Below are 17,671 nucleotides of genomic sequence, written 5' to 3'. Positions count from 1 at the left end.
GTCGAGTGCAACGAGGCTGCGATCTTTCCCCAAACACTTGAGTCCCAAGTGAAAGATCAAAAAATCAAAAGATCGCAGCCTTCGGCAGCTCCTACAGGGTCCGATAGCGGTGGATCAGCGATGGTGATGTTGGCTATGCTGCCGTCATCGCGAGCAAGCTTGCTCCCACAGGGCTTGGTGGCGTGCCCAGATACTCCGAACACCCAAAATCCACTGTGGGAGCGAGCTTGCTCGCGATAGCGGTGGGTCAGCACCGGTGATGTTGGCTATACAGCCGTCATCGCGAGCAAGCTCAGCTCCCACAGGGTTTGGGCTTGACGCCTCGGTGCTCTTCAACCTGTTTGGAGAATCCCAGCAGTCCGTGTAACAGCCATGAATCTTGCTCCCGCTGGGCTGCGCAGCAACCCCTGTTTTATTAGCCGTTCTCCTTCATCGCATTCGGGTGCAGGTAATGAACCTCCGCCAACCTGAGCGCAGGCAAAAAGTCCTCCGCCATCGGCACCCCCTCCCGCACGATGATCATGAAACGTTTCTGCAGCGTATTGATGATCTCATCGCCATTGCTCAAGCGACTGCCAACCAGCGCAATGTTGCTATTGTTTTTCCCGGCGCCGGTGATGATCCGTGCCGTGCTGCCATCGGCGTACACCACCTCATCGCCTTTCTGCGCGGCGCGTACTTTCCAGCCATTATCCAAGGTGAACGTCAACGACGACGACACCTGCTGGATCGTTCCGCCGTCACGCGTCTGGCTGCCCTCGGTGGCCACTCGGTAGATGGCGATGGGCGGATGAGCTTCGACGAAAGCTTTTTGTCGGTTCATGAATGCCGCGACTTCTTCGCCGTAACCCTCCAGTTGGCGTGGCTCCAAGTACAAGTCATCCAAATGACGAAGTGATTCATGGGAGATTTCGTTGGTGTAAGGGGCATCCAAAGATGAGTGCATTTCCAAGGGCCTTATTCATGGGCTTCAGGCTGCGTTCCTTTGCGCCGGGAATGCGCACTGAGCCGGACGATTCGGAATGATGAATAAGACGTTGCAGGGCAGGTGAGTCGCAATCCCAACGGCGTGGCATCTGGGACAAATAGGAAGTGTCGTAACCGGAAATGCGCACTTTCCTACAATCTCGATGCAACGCGACCATTCCCGGGGACGGACGCTGGCCGAGCAGGCTACTTTTATCGCCGCGCAACCGCACTCACTGACATTGATAAACACCGGGCACTGGTTGCTTGAAGAGCAACCACAAGCCACCCGCGACGCGATCCTGGCGTTCCTGCGGTACAAAGAATATCCGCGATCCCTGAAACTCGTGACTCCACACTGACAACTGCACTGCCGCCCTTCCTTCGTGCGGTATCTATTTACCGCTCCTGCGTCGGTTTTCCCCAATAGCTTGTCTTTTCCGAAACTTTCCCAGGAAGAGACTATGTTGGATCACGACTTATCGGGCCAGATCAACGCCTCGCAGCAACGAATGATAAACCTGAGCAAAGCTGCGCCACGGCCTTCTGAGGTCACCCGGCAGCACCTGGACCATTGGCTCAAACGAAGCTTCCCCATCCTGCCGGTCGACATGGCAGTGGACAAGCTGTCCGTGCGCGTATCGCAAAAAACTCCGATCCCTCAATCGGGGCATGAACCCGACGGGTCGAGCTCCGGGCCAACGGATAAAAACATCACCGGCCTTGAGCTTCTTTTCTGGCGCGCCATCACCGGCCAGGTCGATATCAGCGACAGCTTGGCGGATCTGGATAACCTTGAAATAGTCCAGGAATTGGACAGTTCCAAGCGAGTGCCCACCCTTCTGAACAGTCGCCGGGCGAAAGAAAAATTCCGTCAACTGCTCAATACCACGCCAGTCGCTTATGAACAGCTGCTCATGACGTCGCTGGATAGCTTCTGGGATAGGCCCGCCGCGTTCAGCCAGGGACGAAGCATCAACGGCTGGTTGGCGGACGAACTCGCTATGCAACTCAAGGCACTGGCGGACCTTCATCTACACGACAAGACGCTGAGCCGGCAGATGCACAAGTCGATAATGGATTCGCTGTCGGCGCCGGACGCGGCGTCTCGTAACAAGCTGGCGGAAAGTTACAGGCCCTGGTTGTACAGCCTGAGCGCCATCTACCTGGATTGGGGATTGTCCGTTCCGGTGACCAGCGCCGTTGCCCTGTCCCGGCACGACGCAGATACGGATTGGGGCGGCGCCGTACTGTACCGTCCCGGTAAGCCGCTGGAGGTCTACGAGAATTTGCAGCAACTGAAGACCTCGTTCATAGGCGACAGCGCCGCCGATGAGGTGGAACTCGTGCCGTTGGCGCAAAACTTCCTGACGCGTTTGGCCACGGACGTGCGTACGGCGCAAAAAGCCGCCATTCGCGATGCTTTGTCGGATGACATTGTCGAAGGGGAAAACATCTCCAGTTGGGTGCATCGGCTGGACGCCGCAGCGGACCTGGGTATTCGACTGGATCTGGCTGGCGTCCTGGACGAACGTGAGTTTCGGCTGAAACTGGCAAGCCTCGATCATTGGCTCCACGCCAACCCGCACATCATCGGCAACGATCGCCTGGCATGGTGGAAAGCGACGCAGGCCCTGCAGAACACCATCGCCGATACGCCAGCACCGCCGGACCCAGTGTCGATGGCCACTCCAGAGGCCATTCGAGACCAGGCCCGCACGCTACTCGCCGGCTACATCAAGGAAAAATACCCACCTGCCGACCCTGAAGACATCACCCTGAGCATTCGAAAAGAGGCGCTTGATCCGCACGCACCGACGGGCCATTCACCGTTCGGGTCCGGGGTCTCCATGGGCAGTGCGCAAGCGTTCCATGACGACAGGCGCTCCCTGACGGACTGGGCGATGTCCAACCTGACAGATGATGAACGCCAGGCAGCTCACCACACCGTGGTCGGCCCGTTGAGCTTCCCGCAGATTGTCGAGGTCATCGAGCGGGCAGACGTGGGTGCGCGCCTTCCGGTGGTGCTGCAACGCATGGCACGGGAGCGACAGACTCAATGGATGAGTGTGAAAGCAACGCAAATGCGGGCCGAGGTGTGGGCGGCCCACATCTCGGGAGACTTGCGACACGACAAGGACAACACCGGCTTGAAGCTGGTCTTGGCGGCGCTGGATTGCCCTGGGTCGGCGGGACGTGACAAGGTCAACGGGCACGAAGTGGTCGTCCGGCAATTGCATTGGGGCGACAGCGTGCTGAAGGACCTGCTTGCGTTCGGAGTGAAGTCATTCGCCAGCCGCCCTTCGTTGACCTTGTACACGCCAGGTGCGCCGGATGGAAAGACCTTCAGGGACGTGGATGCATCAGGCAGCGGTCGAGCGCTGCAGACGGCGTTGGCGCAGACCCTCACGGCCACACCGCAAATGACCCGCTGGCTGATCTCCCAACTTCCGCTGCTGGAGCAAGCCGCACAGCTCGCAAGCCTGTTGCCGGCAGAGGACAACCTGACCGTCCAAGAGAAAATCAAGAAGGTCACGCAATCGGTTTTCACCTGGACGAAGGACAGGACGCCAAGCGATTTCGCCTTGAAAGTCACTTCACCCGTGGTTGAGGGAGACCTGTTCAAGACACTGCATGAGACGCAAATAACCCATGCCCTCAAAACGGTACAGGCCCTGACAGTGACCAACGCCGAACGCGACAGCGCGGCGGCTCGGGAAGGGCGTCGCAACGGTGTAGCCCTGTTGACGGGGGCTATGTCGATGGCACCGGCAGGCCGCTTGGCTGGGACAGTGGGACGCGCAATTCTACCGACCATGGCAGGCGGTGCCGCCGTCTCGGCGATACAGGATGAAGGCGGTAGCGTCAGCCAGTGGGCAAGCGATTTCATCCGCGGGCTGGGTGAGGTGCTTGCCGAAGGCGGGCAAGATTTGATCATGGCCCGCGCGACGCGGCCCAGAGGCAACGCCTACCCGGCCTTGGCATCGCTGCCTCGCATGCCGGACCCGCGGTTGGAGGCATTCCAACTGAAAGGCTTCGAGGGCAAGGGCCTGGTGCCGGAGGGGCGCAACCGCTATAGGGATTTGCACGGGCAGGGTTATCTGAAGCTAGGCAAAGATTATTTCAAGACGGCTTTCCAGGACGGCGAGCAAGTCATCTACGCGCCGAACAACCGCACGGACCAGCGCACAGTGACGTGGGAAAACGGCCAATGGACCGTTCAGGAGCGTCGGCGTTTGCTCGGCGGCGGCGGGTATTGGAGTCGCCCCCAAGAGCGTCCGGAAGACAAGAAATTCAACGCCTTGGTGGAAGGGGTCCTGCCCAGCGGGCATGACCTCCCCAGCGAAGCAGCCAACGTGATGAAACGCGTGGTTCGCTCAATGCCCGAAACGTTGCTGGACCGCGTACTTAAAGAAAGCATGAACGATGTAGGCGCCGCCGATATCGAAAGTTACCGCTTGCATTTAAAACAGATAAATCGGCAGAACTATCAAGTTTACGAACCCAAACGTAAACACCTACTTCATAAGCTTGGCATCTGGGATCTTGTCGAACAGACGAGTGATACGCTTCAAAAAGAAAAAAACCTCTCCCTGAGCCTTCCGCAAAAATATCGACTTTATGACACGCTCATCCTGCACAAGGAGGAATTCATCCTCGAAGGACGCCTGAAGGCCAGTGCAACTATCCTGCCGGATAACATAACCGGTGCGAAATACATTGTGATCACTCCAAGAAACGGGCGAAAAAAAGACGCCGTCGACAAAATATCGAAAGACATCAGCGACACAGTCCAAGTTGTCGAGAAACGGCTGGAATCCAAACTTGACACCTTGTTCCCTGGAGACGAACCCTCCGTGGTTGCTGCAAGAGAGGCCTATATCGAATCACCGGAATATCGAATCGACAATATTGATGAGTTTCGAAAAGAGCGACTGCGCCGACACAAGCCCGGGCTGCTCACGGAGATCAGGAACTACAAAATTCGCCATATCATCATTAACCGGGGCAAGACACAGCGAAGTGCGCTTCTCACCACCGAAAATGACATCGATACCTTCACCCGCTCCCTCAAAAACTACAGCCCATTCGATATCGAGCTGGTCACCCAAGCCGCCTCCCACAAGGTGACCGGACAAGCAGCCTCTTCGGTTCCTGCCCCTGCCGCGGCGAAGCCCTCGACGGTTATCCCTGAGTACACGGTGACAGTCAGTCCCCTGGCTGACGCGCAGATGTCATATGACAATTTCCCGGCCCCCGCCCGGGCGAAAGTCAGCGAAATCATGGATGACCTCCGAGCCGGCAGAATCACCACTAAAAAAATCAACCGCTATTACTGGTACGACATGGCACAGTTGGCTCCCGGCGGCGGACGGGGCGCATGGCGCGCCGCATTCGAACGTCAAGGCAATACCTGGATTCTCCAAGGCTTCTACGACTATCACGCCACCAGACACGCCACGTTTTGGGGGGACTAAGCCAAGCGCAAGGCCAGCCCCGGGAGTTGGGCAAACAGGCGCGGCCTGCGTCGAATGCCATCGTTAGGCACTGGATGATTGCGCTCCGTCGGTCAACAGCCCTATGAATGCTTGTGCCATCGGCGAACGCTGGTCCTTGCGCTGGACCAGCCACACCGCCGAAACCGCCGCCGGGTCGAGCAGCGGCCGATAGACCACGCCGTCGATACGCATGCGTTGGTAAGATGCCGGCAGCACCGAGACCCCGAGGCCAGCCGCCACCAGGCCGATGATGGTCATGGCCTCCCCGGCTTCCTGGGCGAAGTGCGGGCTGAAACCGGCGTCGCGGGCCAACGTTAAAAGCTGGGCGTAAAGACCGCTGCCGTAGCTTCGTGGGAAAAATACGAAAGGCTCGTGGGCCAGCGCCGACAAGTACAAGCCTTCGTCGCTGCCCTGGGCGAGCGGATGCTTGGCGCTGAGCACGGCTACCAAGGGTTCGCGGCTGAGCTCGATGGCTACCAGTGAATCCGGTAGCGGCAACGGCCGCATGATGCCCACCTCGATGGTTTCGTCCACCAACGCATCCGAGACCTGGGTGCTGCTCATTTCCCGCAGGTTAAGGTGAACGGCCGGGAAGCGTTGACGGAAGGCGAAGATGGCTTGGGGAATGGTCGAGTTGAACGGTGCCGAGGACGTGAAGCCGATCTTGAGTTCGCCTAACTCCCCCAGTTGCGCACGGCGGGCCACGTCGGCGGCCTTGTCGACCTGGGCCAATACCCGTCGCGCTTCTTCAAGGAACAACCGTCCGGCCTCGCTCAATTCGACCCGACGATTGGTACGCTCGAACAGCCGCGCGCCAATCTCCTGCTCCAGTGCCTGGATCTGCTGGCTCAACGGCGGCTGGGAGATCCCCAGGGCCAGCGCGGCGCGGCCGAAATGCAGTTCTTCGGCAACGGCGATGAAATAACGCAGGTGACGCAGTTCCATGGGCCCCCAATAGGTCGTTTAACGTCTTAAACAGGTCGAACAATATATTGGATAGAAACATTAGCCGGCTATATGCTTTTTTCATCGCCTGCCTGATCGTGTCCTTGCGAGGTCCACCGTGAAAACTGCTGTCGCTCCACTGGCCCATGAAATCCCGCCGCGTGCGCAGGACGTCGCCGTCGAACTCAAGGACATCTATATCGAGAAAGGCACGCCGTTGTTCATGCGCACGGTGCTGGCGCTTTTCTGCGGTGGCTTTGCGACCTTCGCCCTGTTGTATTGCGTGCAACCGATGATGCCGCTGCTGTCCAAGGAGTTTTCCATAAACGCGGCGCAGAGCAGCCTGGTCTTGTCGGTGGCGACCGGCCTGCTCGCCATCGGCCTGTTGATCACCGGTCCGATTTCCGACCGCATCGGCCGCAAATCGGTGATGGTCACGGCGTTGTTCGCCGCGTCGCTGTGCACGATTGCCAGCGCGATGATGCCGACTTGGGAAGGTGTACTGCTGCTACGCGCCTTCGTCGGGCTGTCGTTGAGCGGGTTGGCGGCGGTGGCGATGACTTACCTGAGCGAGGAAATCCACCCCAAGCACATTGGCCTGGCGATGGGGCTGTACATCGCCGGCAACGCCATCGGCGGCATGTGCGGACGCCTGATCGCCGGGGTCTTGATCGACTTCGTCAGCTGGCACACCGCGATGCTGGTGGTAGGTGGCCTGGCGCTGATTGCGGCGGCGGTGTTCTGGCGGATTCTTCCCGAGTCACGCAACTTCCGTCCCCGTTCCCTGCATCCGCGCAGTCTGTTGGACGGTTTCACCCTGCACTTTCGCGATGCCGGGTTGCCGCTGTTGTTTCTCGAAGCGTTCGTGCTGATGGGCGCATTCGTGACGCTGTTCAACTACATCGGCTATCGCCTGCTGGCCGAGCCTTATCATCTGGACCAGGCCTTCGTCGGGTTGCTGTCGGTGGTGTACCTGTCGGGTATCTACAGCTCGGCAAAAGTCGGCGCACTGGCGGACCAGCTCGGTCGGCGCAAAATGCTCTGGGCGACCATCGCGCTGATGCTCGCGGGCCTCTTGCTGACCATGGCCACGCCGCTGTGGCTGGTGATCCTGGGCATGCTGGTGTTCACCTTCGGTTTCTTCGGCGCCCATTCGGTGGCCAGCAGTTGGATCGGCCGCCGCGCCCTCAAGGCCAAGGGCCAGGCCTCGTCGCTTTATCTGTTCAGCTATTACGCTGGATCCAGCGTTGCAGGGACGGCGGGCGGCGTGGCCTGGCACCTGGGCGGCTGGAACGGGATCGGCCTGTTCATCGGTGGCTTGCTGGTGATTGCGTTGTGCGTGGCGATGAAGCTGGCGAAATTGCCGTTGCTGCCGGGGAATGTGCAGGTCTAGCCCTCACTTCCACCTCCGGGACAGCGTCGCTACTTTGTGGCGAGGGAGCCTGCTCCCGCTGGGTGGCGCAGCCGCCCCAAAAACAGAGACCGCGGTGCAACAGGTACGCCCTGCAAACCGGTCTACGGCTGCTGCGCAGCCGAGCGGGAGCAAGCTCCCTCGCCACAAAAGCTCATATTCCTGATCAACGTTGTTGTGCGTTCGGTGAGTCATTGACGCAACACCACCCGAGCACTCAGCACACCCTCTTCCACTTCCAGCGTCAGCGATCGCAGCACCGCCCCCTCCCGCTCTTGTTGATCCAACCACTGCAGCAACGCACTCGCATCGCCACTGACAGCGAGTCGCAACGAGTCGCCGTCGGCCTCCATTTCCGCCATGTCCAACCCCGCTGCCGTCGCGCTTGCATTGACGCGCACCGACAAGGGTCGGGTGGCGGCAGTCCTATGCCGGGAGGGTTCGGCGCGCTGGATCCGGGCGTTCAGTTCGGCTTGTTGGCGATGCTGTCGTTCGGCAACCTCCAGTCGTTGCCGGGTCGGTTGCCAAATCGCGGTGTAGGCCAGCGCCACCGACAACAATCCGGCAAGCCCCAGCAACAAGCCTTGCTCTCGGCGCGAGAGGTTTCCCCAGGCCTGTTTCAAGACCCGCCATCCATCGATGTTCATCAACGGCTCTCCAGTGTGAGGATGGCCTGCACGCGGTTGTTTTGCTTGCTGGCGCTGCCCAGGGTGACGGGCAATCCGTTTTGCTGTCCGCGTTCACGCAGTTGTTCAAGCTCGACAAAACTGTTCGCCGTCAGCTGGATTTTCCAGCCTTCGCCTTCGCGGAAATCGATGCGCTGCACCTCAACGTTGCTGGCACCGATCACCTGCTCGGTCAGCCGGGTCAGACGCGCAACCTGAGTGTCCGGACCTGGCCCACGACGGCTCTGCAATGCCTGGAACTGCGCCGCCAGGTCGACGATCCGTTCCTGCTCCGGATACAACGACCTGAATCGCTGTTCGCTTTGGACGTACAGACGCCGGGTTTCACTTTCAAGAAAGCCTATGCGCGTTTCACTGAAGACCCAGGTGAGCATCAGCGCGCCGAGCGCAGCCACCGAGGTGCCCCGCCACGGCAGCGGTTGGCGGCGCCGACGGAACTCGCCCTGCAACAGGTCAATGGGATGTCCGCCCGTGCTCAACAGCCACTCATCGATGCCTTGGCGATCACGCTCCTCGTCCAGCCAGTGCATCTCCTCAGGCAAGCCAGGCTTGAGCGTTGCCAAGCCTTTTACTGACAACGACATCCGCGCCGAAAGCCCTCCACCCAACAGCCAGCGCCCGAACCAGCGCACCCCAAACGCCTGGTCATCGGCAATCAGATCAGCATCGACATGCACCGCACGGGTATCGATGCCTTGTTCGGCGAGCAGCGCCAACAGCGCCTGGAACCGGCCCCGCGCCGTCACCATCAGCGGATAGCGGTGCTGACGGTCCCGCGGGCCGATGCTGATGTGCAGCGCCTCCAGGTTTTCACTCAGTTGCTCTTCGATGGCGAATGCGAGGGCCTGGGGCCGGGGCTGGCGTCGAGACGGCCACGGATCGCTGCGCAACCAACTGCACATTTCCATTGGCAACAGCACATCGACGGGCCGGCCGTTCAACTCGCCGGCCGCCTCGTGCAACGGCAGGCGACGACGCTCGCCGGTTGGCGACCACACGCAGCATGGCCAGTTGGCGCAAGGCGCGTCCAGGCCTTCAGCGGTCAGGTAAAGCCAGGCTTTCATCAAGGAAACTCGCTGGGGCTGAAGGGTAAGAAACGACGCTGACGAACCGTCCAGCGCCCACTGACAGAATCGCGCTCGATATCCGAGGCCAGGCGCAGACGGCTGTCGCCATGGATCACGCTCACCGTGATTCGAAACCAGCGGCTGCCCACGCCCAACCCATGGCTGTTGAGGCCGACTCCGGACAGCAACGGGTCGTTGGTAAACGCCTGCACGCCGGCGTATGGCGCGTGACGACGCTGGTTGACCAATGCCTGGGTGGGCCCGGCTTTCATCCCATCGAGGGTCATCAGCACACGCTGCGAGGCGGTATTGATGTTCAGCCGCGCGTCCTTGGGCAGCAACACCACCCAGGGTTCCAGGCGCTGCAGCGTCTGGCCGTCGACGCCTGGCAACAGACGCAGTTGACTCAACTCCTGCACCGGCCCGACCTGGGGCAACGTCAGTGGCGGCAGATCCAGCAAGGCCAGCAGGCGACTCCAGCGACCGAAGCTGACCTGATCGATTTGCCCCAGGGCCAGCAGCGTGTTGAGATTCAGGCGCCCGGACAAATCCTCGATAGCGATGCGCAGCTCGGCGCCGTCCACCTCCAACACGGGCTCGAGCCGAGCCCAATCCTGGCTCAGGTCAACGGGCCCGGACGAGGTGATCCCGCTGCCTTCCAACACCACCCGCGCCCAGTCTTCCCCCGCCAATCCCAATTGCCGCAACTGGACCTGTTGCAGTTGCTGCGCGCTGCTGTGCAACAACAGGCGATGACTGCGCAACAGGCTACCGACCAGCAGCAAGGCCAGGCTCAGCACCAGCAGCACGCTGATCAGCGCCACGCCGCGTTGGCGCCTCATGGCAGCGCCTCTGGCAACAGCAACACTCGACGGATCTGCTCGAAACGCCCCGCCGACACGATCAATTCCAGCGCCAGCGGCGCGCTGCCCCTCGCGGTTTCGCGGTGCCAGCCCTGCTGGCGGTCGAACACCCGCCAGCTCAGGCTGTGGACGTCGTCGAGCAATTTCTGCCGCTGCGCAAGCGTCGTGCCTTCACCGACTGTCTCGCGCCATAACGCGCCGCCCTGGAGCTGATAGCTCACCGCTTGCCGTTCGCTGCGCGGCTGGTCCAACGGGTTGCGCCAATGGCTGCGCTGCAAGCGCAAGTGCCCCGGCGCGAGCACGACCGAGTCGACAACCGCCTGCCACATATCCCGTTCGATCACGCCGACAGCGCGCTGCAAGGCCCGGATGTCGCGCTCATGCTGACCGGCTCCCTGTTGGGTCCGCACGACGCCATCGAACAACCGCCAACTGGCCAGGCCGAGCAAGGCAAAAATGCCGATGGCGATAACCAGCTCCAACAAGGTGAAACCCGACTGCTTATTCATGATGGCTTCGGATCCACCCGATGGTGCGGTACGCGACGGTCGCGCTGTCGCCGCGGCGAACCTGGATCTCGACCTGCAACAGCCGCCCATCACGAGCCGGGGCGATCCGCTGTTGCAAGACCCAATCGCGGCGATCAAGGTGCCGGCTCAGTCGCTGTTGTCCGGGCGGTGTGACGGCTTGCAGGCGCAGTTCGCTCAACTGATTGTCCGCCAGCCAGGCGCCGAACAGACGGTCCTCCAGGCCAGCGCTTTGCTTGAGCACGAACTGGCTGGCCGAAAGCACGGCCGCCGCCAGCGTCGCGAAAATCGCCAGGGCGATCATGACTTCCAACAGCGTGAACCCCCGGCAATCGGCGGCCTGCCCGCGCGCATTACTCATCGATCAGCAGCTCCGCCAGGCCATCGCTCGAGACCCGGGCAATCGCCTGCCCCGCGACTTTGATCAGCAGCCTGAACGGGCTGATCTCGTCACTGCTGAGCATCAGCAACTGCGGCGGGCCTTGGACGTCGTCGAGGCGCAGGACATGACCCTCCTGCTCCAACCCCAGCGTCAGGCCCTCGGGCAATCGATGCAACGCCGACACCGTCGTCCAGTCCTGGGCTTCGAGCCGCAACGCCTGATAACCGCCAGGCTGCACACGCACACCGTATTCCTGCCCGTCCAACACCGCCCGCTCGCGCAATTGCTGCACCACCGCGACGAAGTCCCGGGCCTGCTGCCGGGCTTCACGCGCCGGGCTCGGTCCCGTGGCGAAGCGGACCATGCCCGCCAGGACGCCGATCAAGACGATGACGACCATCAGCTCCAGCAAGGTGAAACCCCGGCAACGATGCTGCATGTTCACTCGGCCCAATTGCCGATGTCGGCCGCCATCCCTTCACCGCCCGGCACGCCATCGGCGCCCAGGGAGTAGAGGTCATAGCTGCCGTCGACGGATTTATGCCCGGGATTGAGGTACTGGTAGGGCGTGCCCCAGGGGTCGATCGGCAGGCTTTTCAGATACCCCTGGGGGTTCCAGTTCCTGGCTACGGGCGTGCCGGACGGGCGTTTGCTCAAGGCCTCCAGGCCTTGTTGGGTCGAGGGGTACTGGAGGTTGTCGAGACGGTACATTTCCAGGGCCGTGGCGATCGCCTGGAGATCGGTGCGGGCGGCCGTGACCTTGGCCTGGTCGGGTCGGCTCATGAACTGCGGCACCACGATGGCGCCCAGCACGCCAATGATGACCACCACCACCATGATTTCGATCAGGGTGAAGCCGCGTTGTGGATGACGTGCGGATCGGTTGCTTTGGAGTTTCATCGTTCAATTCACCAATTGGTTGAGGCTCAGGATCGGTAGGAGGATGGCCATGACGATCAGCAGCACGACGCCGCCCATCAGCACCAACATGGCCGGTTCGAATAGGCTCACCACCAACGCGATACGCGCCGCGAGGCTGGCCTCCTGTTGTTCGGCGGCCCGGGCGAGCATGTTGTCGAGTTCGCCGGCCCGCTCACCGCTGGCGATCATGTGCAGCATCAACGGCGGAATATCGCCGCCCTGCTCCAGGCCATGCGTAAGCGTTCCGCCTTCGCGGACCGAACGGGCGACGTCGGCCATGCGGGCGCGGATCGTCAGGTTGCCGATCACCTGCGCGGCGATGTGCAAGGCATCCACCAACGGCACCGCGCTTTTGCTCAGGATCGCCAAGGTGCTGGCAAATCGCGCCGCCTCCATCGCCCGCAGCACTTCGCTCAACACCGGCAGCCGCAACAGCAAACGATGCCAGCGCAGGCGCCACGCCGGCTGGCGCAGGCTCCAGCGCCACAGCCCGAACAGCCCGGCCAGCGCACCGAGCATCAACAGGCCATAGCGGCGCAAGCCATCGCTCACGGCGATCAGCGCCTGGGTCAGCCAAGGCAACGGCTGGCCGCTGTCGATGAAAATCTTCACCACATCCGGCACCACGTAGCCCAGCAGGAAGCCAACAATCGCGACACAGGCCAGCATCAGGATCAGCGGGTAAACCAACGCCAGTTGAATGCGCTGGCGCGATGCCTGCCGCGCCTGGGTGTAGCTCGCCAACTGCTCCAACACTTGCCCCAGGTTCCCGGATTGCTCGCCCGCCGCGACCGTGGCGCAGAACAGCTCGGGGAACGCCTGGGGAAAGGCCCTCAGGGCCGTCGCCAATGCGTGGCCTTCCATCACCCGGCTGCGCACCGCCGCCAGCAGGTGGGCGACGCGGCGCTTCTGGCTCTGTTGCGCCACCGCTCCCAGGGATTCTTCGAGGGGCAGGCCGGCCTGGATCAAGGTGGACAACTGCAACGTCAGCAATGCCAGATCTGCCGGGCTCAAACGCGCTCCGGCATGCCGCCCGCCCAAGGTTCGCGGTTCCTTGGCTTCAGCCAGTTCGCTGGGCAGCAAGCCGCGCTCGCGCAGCAACTGGCGAGCATGGCGCGGGCTGTCGGCTTCCACACGGCCCTTGCAGCGGCGGCTCTGGGCGTCTTCGGCCCGATAGTCGAAGGTCGGCATGGTGCTAATCCTCCTGGGTGATGCGCAGCAGTTCGTCGACGCTGGTCAGGCCTTCCAGCACCCGCTGGCGACCGTCTTGGAACAGGCTGCGGGAGGTCTTGCGCGCCTCGGCGGCCAGCGCCTGCTCGGTGGCGCCCTGGTGGATCAGTTGCGACAGGACGGCGCTGACATTCACCAGCTCATAGATCCCGAAGCGCCCGCGATAGCCTTTCTGGCATTGCTCGCAGCCCTGGGCCTTGAACAACCGGGGCGCGGCAGTGGCGTCGAGGCCCAGGCGCCGCCAGGTGGCGGCGTCAGCCACGTACGGCGTCTTGCAGGACGGGCACAGACGACGCAGTAAGCGCTGGGCGACGATGCCAGCCAGGGACGACGCCAGCAGATAGGCATCCACGCCCATGTCCACCAGCCGCGTGACCGCGCCGACGGCGGTGTTGGTGTGCAGGGTCGAGAGCACCAAGTGCCCGGTCAGCGACGCCTGGACGGCGATTTCGGCGGTCTCGCGGTCGCGTATTTCACCGACCATCACCACGTCCGGGTCCTGGCGCAAAATGGCCCGCAAACCGCGGGCGAAGGTCATGTCGACTTTCGGGTTGACCGGCATCTGGCCGATGCCCGGCAGGTGATATTCGATGGGGTCTTCGACGGTGAGAATGTTGCGGCTCTGGTCATTGATGCTGCTCAGCGCCGCGTACAGGCTGGTGGTCTTCCCCGAGCCCGTGGGCCCGGTGACCAACACGATGCCGTGGGGCTTGCCGAGCAACTGGCGCAGACTCGCCAGGGTGTCGTCGGGCAGGCCCAGGCGCTGCAGCTCCAGGCGCCCGGCCTGCTTGTCGAGCAGGCGCAACACCACCCGCTCGCCATGGGCCGAAGGCAGGGTCGAGACCCGCACATCAACCTCGTGCCCGGCCAGGCGCAAGGCCATTCGCCCATCCTGGGGCACGCGTTTTTCGGCGATGTCCAGGCGCGCCATGACCTTGATCCGCGACACCAGCAGGCTCGCCAGTTCCCGGCGCGGCCGGAGCATTTCCTGCAACTGACCGTCGATGCGCATGCGCACCGACAAGTACTGTTCGAACGTTTCCAGGTGCACGTCCGAGGCGTGCTCGCGGACGGCCTCGCTGAGCAAGGCATTGATCAGCCGGATGATCGGCGCATCGCCCTGCTGCTCCAGCAGGTCGGTGGTCTGCGGCATCTGGTCGGCCAGGCTGAGCAGGTCCAGTTCCTCGTCCAGGCCCTGGGCGACCTGTTCGGCGGCGCTCTGGCCCTGGCGATAGACGCTGGCCAGGCGCGCAGCGAACTGTGCCGGTTCCAGTATCTGGATCGGCAAGTCCCGCCCACACAGACGCCGCACTTCGGCCGCGGCGGTGAGCGGTGTATCGCGGCGCATGACCAGGCTCAACGTCGGCCCCGCGCCTTCCAGCATCACGCCCAGGCGCCTGGCGAAACCAAAGGGCAATGGGGCTCGCGGGTCAGTCACAGGGCACCCGAGCGCCGTTGCGGATCGATCGCCAGTGCATCGGTCGATGACTCGAACAGCTGGTGGGCATCCCGAGGCAGCAGCAGCGAATTGTTTTTTCGCGAGCCGGGTTTGCTCAGCTCCCGGAGCGCGTCGTAGCGCTGGCGACTGACCTCGGCCAGGTCTGCGTTGCTGCGCACGATGGTCGGGCGCAGGAACACCATCAGGTTGCTCTTGGTCTGGGTGTCGCGGTTCCAGCGAAACAACGCACCCAAATACGGAATGCTGCGCAACAGCGGCACACCGCTTTGCTGGGTGCGGACACTGTCGCGGATCAGGCCGCCGATCACGATGATCTCGCCATCGTCCGCCAGGATCGTGCTCTTCAAGGCGCGCTTGTTGGTGATCAGGTCGGAGGAGTCCACGCCGGAAACAGACGGCGCGATGTCCGAAACCTCCTGCTCCACCTCCAGGCGCAAGGTCGAGCCTTCGTTGATGTAGGGCTTGACCTTGAGGCTGATGCCGACGTCCTTGCGCTCCACGGTGGTGAACGGGTTGTCCGCGCCGTTGCCACTGGTGGCGTAGGAGCCCGTCTTGAACGGGACATTCTGGCCCACGATGATTTCCGCTTCCTGGTTATCCAGGGTCAGCAGGCTGGGGGTGGACAGCAGGTTGCTGTGAGTGTTGCTCGCCAGCGCCGAGATCAGCGCACTGAAGCGGTCGCCGCCCAGCCGCAGGATCGCACCTTCCGGTCCTTTATCCAGCTCACTGAGGTTCAGGTTGCCGATGATCGGGATGTCGGTACCCGGAAAGTTGATAAACCCGGTCGCGCTGCCTCTGTCGAGGCCCCACTGCACGCCCAAGGCTTCGGTAATGTCCCCGGAAACCTCCACGATGGCTGCGTGGATAAGCACTTGGGCCCGAGGTTGATCCAGTTCACGGACGATGTTTTCGATGATACGAATCTGGGCCGGGTCGGCGATCAGCACCAGGGCATTCTGGCTTTCATCGGCCTTGATCATGAACGGGCGGGTGGCGGCAATGTCTCGCTGGCCAGCGAGTGCCGGTGTGGTTTTTTTATCCTGCCCGACGCCTTCCAGCACGTCGGCCAATTGCTTGGCATCGCTGTGGCGCAGGCGGATGACCCGGGCGTTGTCCTGGGATGCCGCAGCCGGGACATCCAGGCTCCGGGCCAGGTCGACCAGGCGCTGGCGCACCGTCGGCGGGCCGATGATCACCAGTCGATTGCTGCGGGCATCAGCGATCACCACGCCCGCCATGTCACCCTCGCGCTTGCCGACGGAGGCTTCCATCAGCGGCGCGATGTCCCCGGCCTGGGCATGCCGCAACCGCACCGCCACATGATTGCGGTTGCGCCCTGAGTCCAACTGCCGAACCACGTCGGCGAGGCGCTGGACATTGGCAGCGGTGTCGGTGACCACCAGGGCGTTGGACGATACCGAAGGGCCGACGTAACCATTGGCCGACACCAAGGGCCGGATCAACCCGGCGACGTCGGCGGCGATGCTTGATTGCAGGTCCAGGACCCGGGTGACGAACTGCGACGGCGTGGCGCTTTTTGCATCCGCGATTGCGGCGCGCGTCTTCGCATCGCTGACCGGCATGATCAGGATGCGCTCGCCCTCGTCGATCACCGTGAAGTTATGCGCATCGAGGACCGAATAGAACAACCGACGCACGCCTTCGCGGTCCAGCGCCTCGCGGGACATGACGGTAATGCGTCCTGAGACTCTGGGATCGAGCACCACGGTCTTGCCGAGGATCGCTGAGAACTCCTCGACCACGTCGCGCAGTTCCGCGTTGTTCATCGCCAATTGCCAATGAGTCTCTTCGGCTTGCAGTGCACTGGCGAACGCCAATGGACAGGACACGGCAAGACAGAACAGGACGCGCGATACACGATCCCGGATAAAGCTATTCATGATTCGATCACTCTGATTGCCCCGCCACCGGGCGTAGGTATTGCGAGGAATGCAGCGCAGCATGGCGCCCGTCTTCGAGGCCCAACCGACGCAGCAAGGGCTTGGCCGCTGGTTGCAGGGCCAACCGCTCTTCCCGGCCATTGCGCCACAACGTCACATGGCTGGCCTCGACCCGGCGCAGCACGCTGCCACCGGGCAAGCGCTCTCCGACCTGGTACACACGCGGGCCGGCGGCGTCCGCCAGCAAGGCCCGGGACAATCCCTGGTCGGCAACAAAACTGGCTTGTAAGGTAATGGGCTCGGCGCTCGGCGCCTGGGCACCTTCAGGCGCCAGGCCGAGCACGGTCGCCACCGCTTGCACGTTGGGCAAGTCACGGGCCGGCGCCACCGGCGAGTCGGCGACTACCGGCACGTTACGGTCCAATGCCTGGCGAAAACGCCACTCTTGCCCCGCCAGGAATACGCCATAGAGCAGCGGCACCAGCACCAGCGCCAGCTTCGGCAAACGGTTGCCGGCCCACAAAGACAGGCTCACCTTTGCGCTCGCTGGAGCGTGCCCGCAGGCTTGGCGAAGAGCATTCGCCGCACCACCCTGCGTCCGGAAAGCTCATGCCAGAGCACGGCGCACAGATGCAGCGCGACCAGCAGCGAAAGCGTCGTCAGCGACACGTTGAGTGACCCGACCCAATGCTCGATCGAAGCCGAGACCGGGTTGAACGCCACATAAAAACCGGACACCAACGCCCATAAAATAATGGCCGCCGACAACCAGTGCAGCAGCACCCGCCGCCTGGAGTAATGGATAGACATCACT

16 protein-coding genes are annotated in these 17,671 nt (G+C 62.4%); 2 read left to right on the top strand and 14 right to left on the bottom strand.

What is annotated here, in order from left to right:
- Positions 1–415: 415 nt before the first annotated feature.
- Entirely contained in the window at positions 416–946 is a 531-nt protein-coding gene (locus ACIPQ1_RS18280) for a hypothetical protein (protein WP_446534566.1), read from the bottom strand.
- A gap of 484 nt (positions 947–1,430) precedes the next feature.
- Here ACIPQ1_RS18280 and ACIPQ1_RS18275 point away from each other — a divergent pair, with 484 nt between their 5' ends.
- Positions 1,431–5,444 carry a dermonecrotic toxin domain-containing protein gene (locus ACIPQ1_RS18275; protein ID WP_446534565.1) on the top strand — a complete coding sequence of 1,338 codons (4,014 nt, stop codon included), beginning with the start codon at positions 1,431–1,433 and terminating at the stop codon, positions 5,442–5,444.
- Positions 5,445–5,507: 63 nt separating this feature from the next.
- Here the strand turns inward: ACIPQ1_RS18275 and ACIPQ1_RS18270 are convergent, their stop codons facing one another.
- Positions 5,508–6,410, bottom strand: coding sequence for a LysR family transcriptional regulator (locus tag ACIPQ1_RS18270; protein ID WP_411386286.1), 903 nt, complete (start codon positions 6,408–6,410; stop codon positions 5,508–5,510).
- Between the two features lie 139 nt (positions 6,411–6,549).
- On the opposite strand from ACIPQ1_RS18270, the gene ACIPQ1_RS18265 reads away from it, so the two are divergent.
- On the top strand, positions 6,550–7,803 hold the full coding sequence (locus tag ACIPQ1_RS18265) for an MFS transporter (protein ID WP_446534597.1): 1,254 nt from the start codon (positions 6,550–6,552) through the stop codon (positions 7,801–7,803).
- A 209-nt stretch (positions 7,804–8,012) separates the two neighbouring features.
- Here the strand turns inward: ACIPQ1_RS18265 and gspM are convergent, their stop codons facing one another.
- The 12 genes from gspM to ACIPQ1_RS18205 are packed head-to-tail and all read right to left on the bottom strand — an operon-like array spanning position 8,013 to position 17,667.
- Entirely contained in the window at positions 8,013–8,468 is a 456-nt protein-coding gene (gene gspM / locus ACIPQ1_RS18260; RefSeq protein WP_446534564.1) for a type II secretion system protein GspM, read from the bottom strand.
- Positions 8,468–9,571: a type II secretion system protein GspL gene (gene gspL, locus ACIPQ1_RS18255; protein WP_411386284.1), complete on the bottom strand. Its 1,104-nt coding sequence runs from the start codon at positions 9,569–9,571 to the stop codon at positions 8,468–8,470. Before gspL ends, gspM begins: the two co-directional genes overlap by 1 nt.
- Positions 9,571–10,416 (bottom strand): type II secretion system protein GspK, encoded by an 846-nt coding sequence (locus ACIPQ1_RS18250; RefSeq protein WP_446534563.1) that lies wholly within the window; start codon positions 10,414–10,416, stop codon positions 9,571–9,573. The genes gspL and ACIPQ1_RS18250 overlap by 1 nt, the downstream gene beginning before the upstream one ends.
- Entirely contained in the window at positions 10,413–10,946 is a 534-nt protein-coding gene (locus tag ACIPQ1_RS18245) for a type II secretion system protein GspJ (RefSeq protein ID WP_446534562.1), read from the bottom strand. Before ACIPQ1_RS18245 ends, ACIPQ1_RS18250 begins: the two co-directional genes overlap by 4 nt.
- Positions 10,939–11,325 carry a type II secretion system minor pseudopilin GspI gene (gene gspI / locus ACIPQ1_RS18240; RefSeq protein WP_250962284.1) on the bottom strand — a complete coding sequence of 129 codons (387 nt, stop codon included), beginning with the start codon at positions 11,323–11,325 and terminating at the stop codon, positions 10,939–10,941. Before gspI ends, ACIPQ1_RS18245 begins: the two co-directional genes overlap by 8 nt.
- The gene (gene gspH / locus ACIPQ1_RS18235) at positions 11,318–11,785 is read right to left on the bottom strand and encodes a type II secretion system minor pseudopilin GspH (RefSeq protein WP_446534561.1); all 468 of its coding nucleotides are present in this window, start codon (positions 11,783–11,785) and stop codon (positions 11,318–11,320) included. Before gspH ends, gspI begins: the two co-directional genes overlap by 8 nt.
- A 2-nt stretch (positions 11,786–11,787) precedes the next feature.
- Positions 11,788–12,246, bottom strand: coding sequence for a type II secretion system major pseudopilin GspG (gene gspG / locus ACIPQ1_RS18230; protein WP_446534560.1), 459 nt, complete (start codon positions 12,244–12,246; stop codon positions 11,788–11,790).
- Positions 12,247–12,249: 3 nt separating this feature from the next.
- Entirely contained in the window at positions 12,250–13,458 is a 1,209-nt protein-coding gene (gene gspF, locus ACIPQ1_RS18225; RefSeq protein WP_446534559.1) for a type II secretion system inner membrane protein GspF, read from the bottom strand.
- A 4-nt stretch (positions 13,459–13,462) separates the two neighbouring features.
- Positions 13,463–14,935, bottom strand: a complete 1,473-nt coding sequence (gene gspE, locus ACIPQ1_RS18220; RefSeq protein ID WP_446534558.1) for a type II secretion system ATPase GspE — start codon at positions 14,933–14,935, stop codon at positions 13,463–13,465.
- The gene (gene gspD / locus ACIPQ1_RS18215) at positions 14,932–16,857 is read right to left on the bottom strand and encodes a type II secretion system secretin GspD (RefSeq protein ID WP_446534557.1); all 1,926 of its coding nucleotides are present in this window, start codon (positions 16,855–16,857) and stop codon (positions 14,932–14,934) included. The genes gspE and gspD overlap by 4 nt, the downstream gene beginning before the upstream one ends.
- 7 nt (positions 16,858–16,864) lie before the next feature.
- Positions 16,865–17,392 (bottom strand): type II secretion system protein N, encoded by a 528-nt coding sequence (locus ACIPQ1_RS18210; RefSeq protein ID WP_250962289.1) that lies wholly within the window; start codon positions 17,390–17,392, stop codon positions 16,865–16,867.
- Entirely contained in the window at positions 17,389–17,667 is a 279-nt protein-coding gene (locus tag ACIPQ1_RS18205; protein ID WP_446534556.1) for a hypothetical protein, read from the bottom strand. The genes ACIPQ1_RS18210 and ACIPQ1_RS18205 overlap by 4 nt, the downstream gene beginning before the upstream one ends.
- Positions 17,668–17,671: the final 4 nt, after the last annotated feature.

It is taken from the genome of Pseudomonas sp. LARHCG127 (assembly GCF_052871455.1).
Note: the sequence above shows the minus strand (reverse complement) of the source record. Positions and strands in the feature narration are given on the sequence as shown.

What these genes read in the sequence shown, in the direction of transcription:
- gspF (WP_446534559.1), bottom strand. Translation starts at nt 13,458, where the DNA reads ATGCCGACCTTCGACTATCGGGCCGAAGACGCCCAGAGCCGCCGCTGC.
- gspH (WP_446534561.1), bottom strand. Translation starts at nt 11,785, where the DNA reads ATGCAGCATCGTTGCCGGGGTTTCACCTTGCTGGAGCTGATGGTCGTC.
- gspL (WP_411386284.1), bottom strand. Translation starts at nt 9,571, where the DNA reads ATGAAAGCCTGGCTTTACCTGACCGCTGAAGGCCTGGACGCGCCTTGC.
- ACIPQ1_RS18205 (WP_446534556.1), bottom strand. Translation starts at nt 17,667, where the DNA reads ATGTCTATCCATTACTCCAGGCGGCGGGTGCTGCTGCACTGGTTGTCG.
- gspM (WP_446534564.1), bottom strand. Translation starts at nt 8,468, where the DNA reads ATGAACATCGATGGATGGCGGGTCTTGAAACAGGCCTGGGGAAACCTC.
- ACIPQ1_RS18275 (WP_446534565.1), top strand. Translation starts at nt 1,431, where the DNA reads ATGTTGGATCACGACTTATCGGGCCAGATCAACGCCTCGCAGCAACGA.
- gspI (WP_250962284.1), bottom strand. Translation starts at nt 11,325, where the DNA reads ATGAGTAATGCGCGCGGGCAGGCCGCCGATTGCCGGGGGTTCACGCTG.
- gspG (WP_446534560.1), bottom strand. Translation starts at nt 12,246, where the DNA reads ATGAAACTCCAAAGCAACCGATCCGCACGTCATCCACAACGCGGCTTC.
- ACIPQ1_RS18250 (WP_446534563.1), bottom strand. Translation starts at nt 10,416, where the DNA reads ATGAGGCGCCAACGCGGCGTGGCGCTGATCAGCGTGCTGCTGGTGCTG.
- ACIPQ1_RS18280 (WP_446534566.1), bottom strand. Translation starts at nt 946, where the DNA reads ATGCACTCATCTTTGGATGCCCCTTACACCAACGAAATCTCCCATGAA.
- ACIPQ1_RS18270 (WP_411386286.1), bottom strand. Translation starts at nt 6,410, where the DNA reads ATGGAACTGCGTCACCTGCGTTATTTCATCGCCGTTGCCGAAGAACTG.
- gspD (WP_446534557.1), bottom strand. Translation starts at nt 16,857, where the DNA reads ATGAATAGCTTTATCCGGGATCGTGTATCGCGCGTCCTGTTCTGTCTT.
- ACIPQ1_RS18245 (WP_446534562.1), bottom strand. Translation starts at nt 10,946, where the DNA reads ATGAATAAGCAGTCGGGTTTCACCTTGTTGGAGCTGGTTATCGCCATC.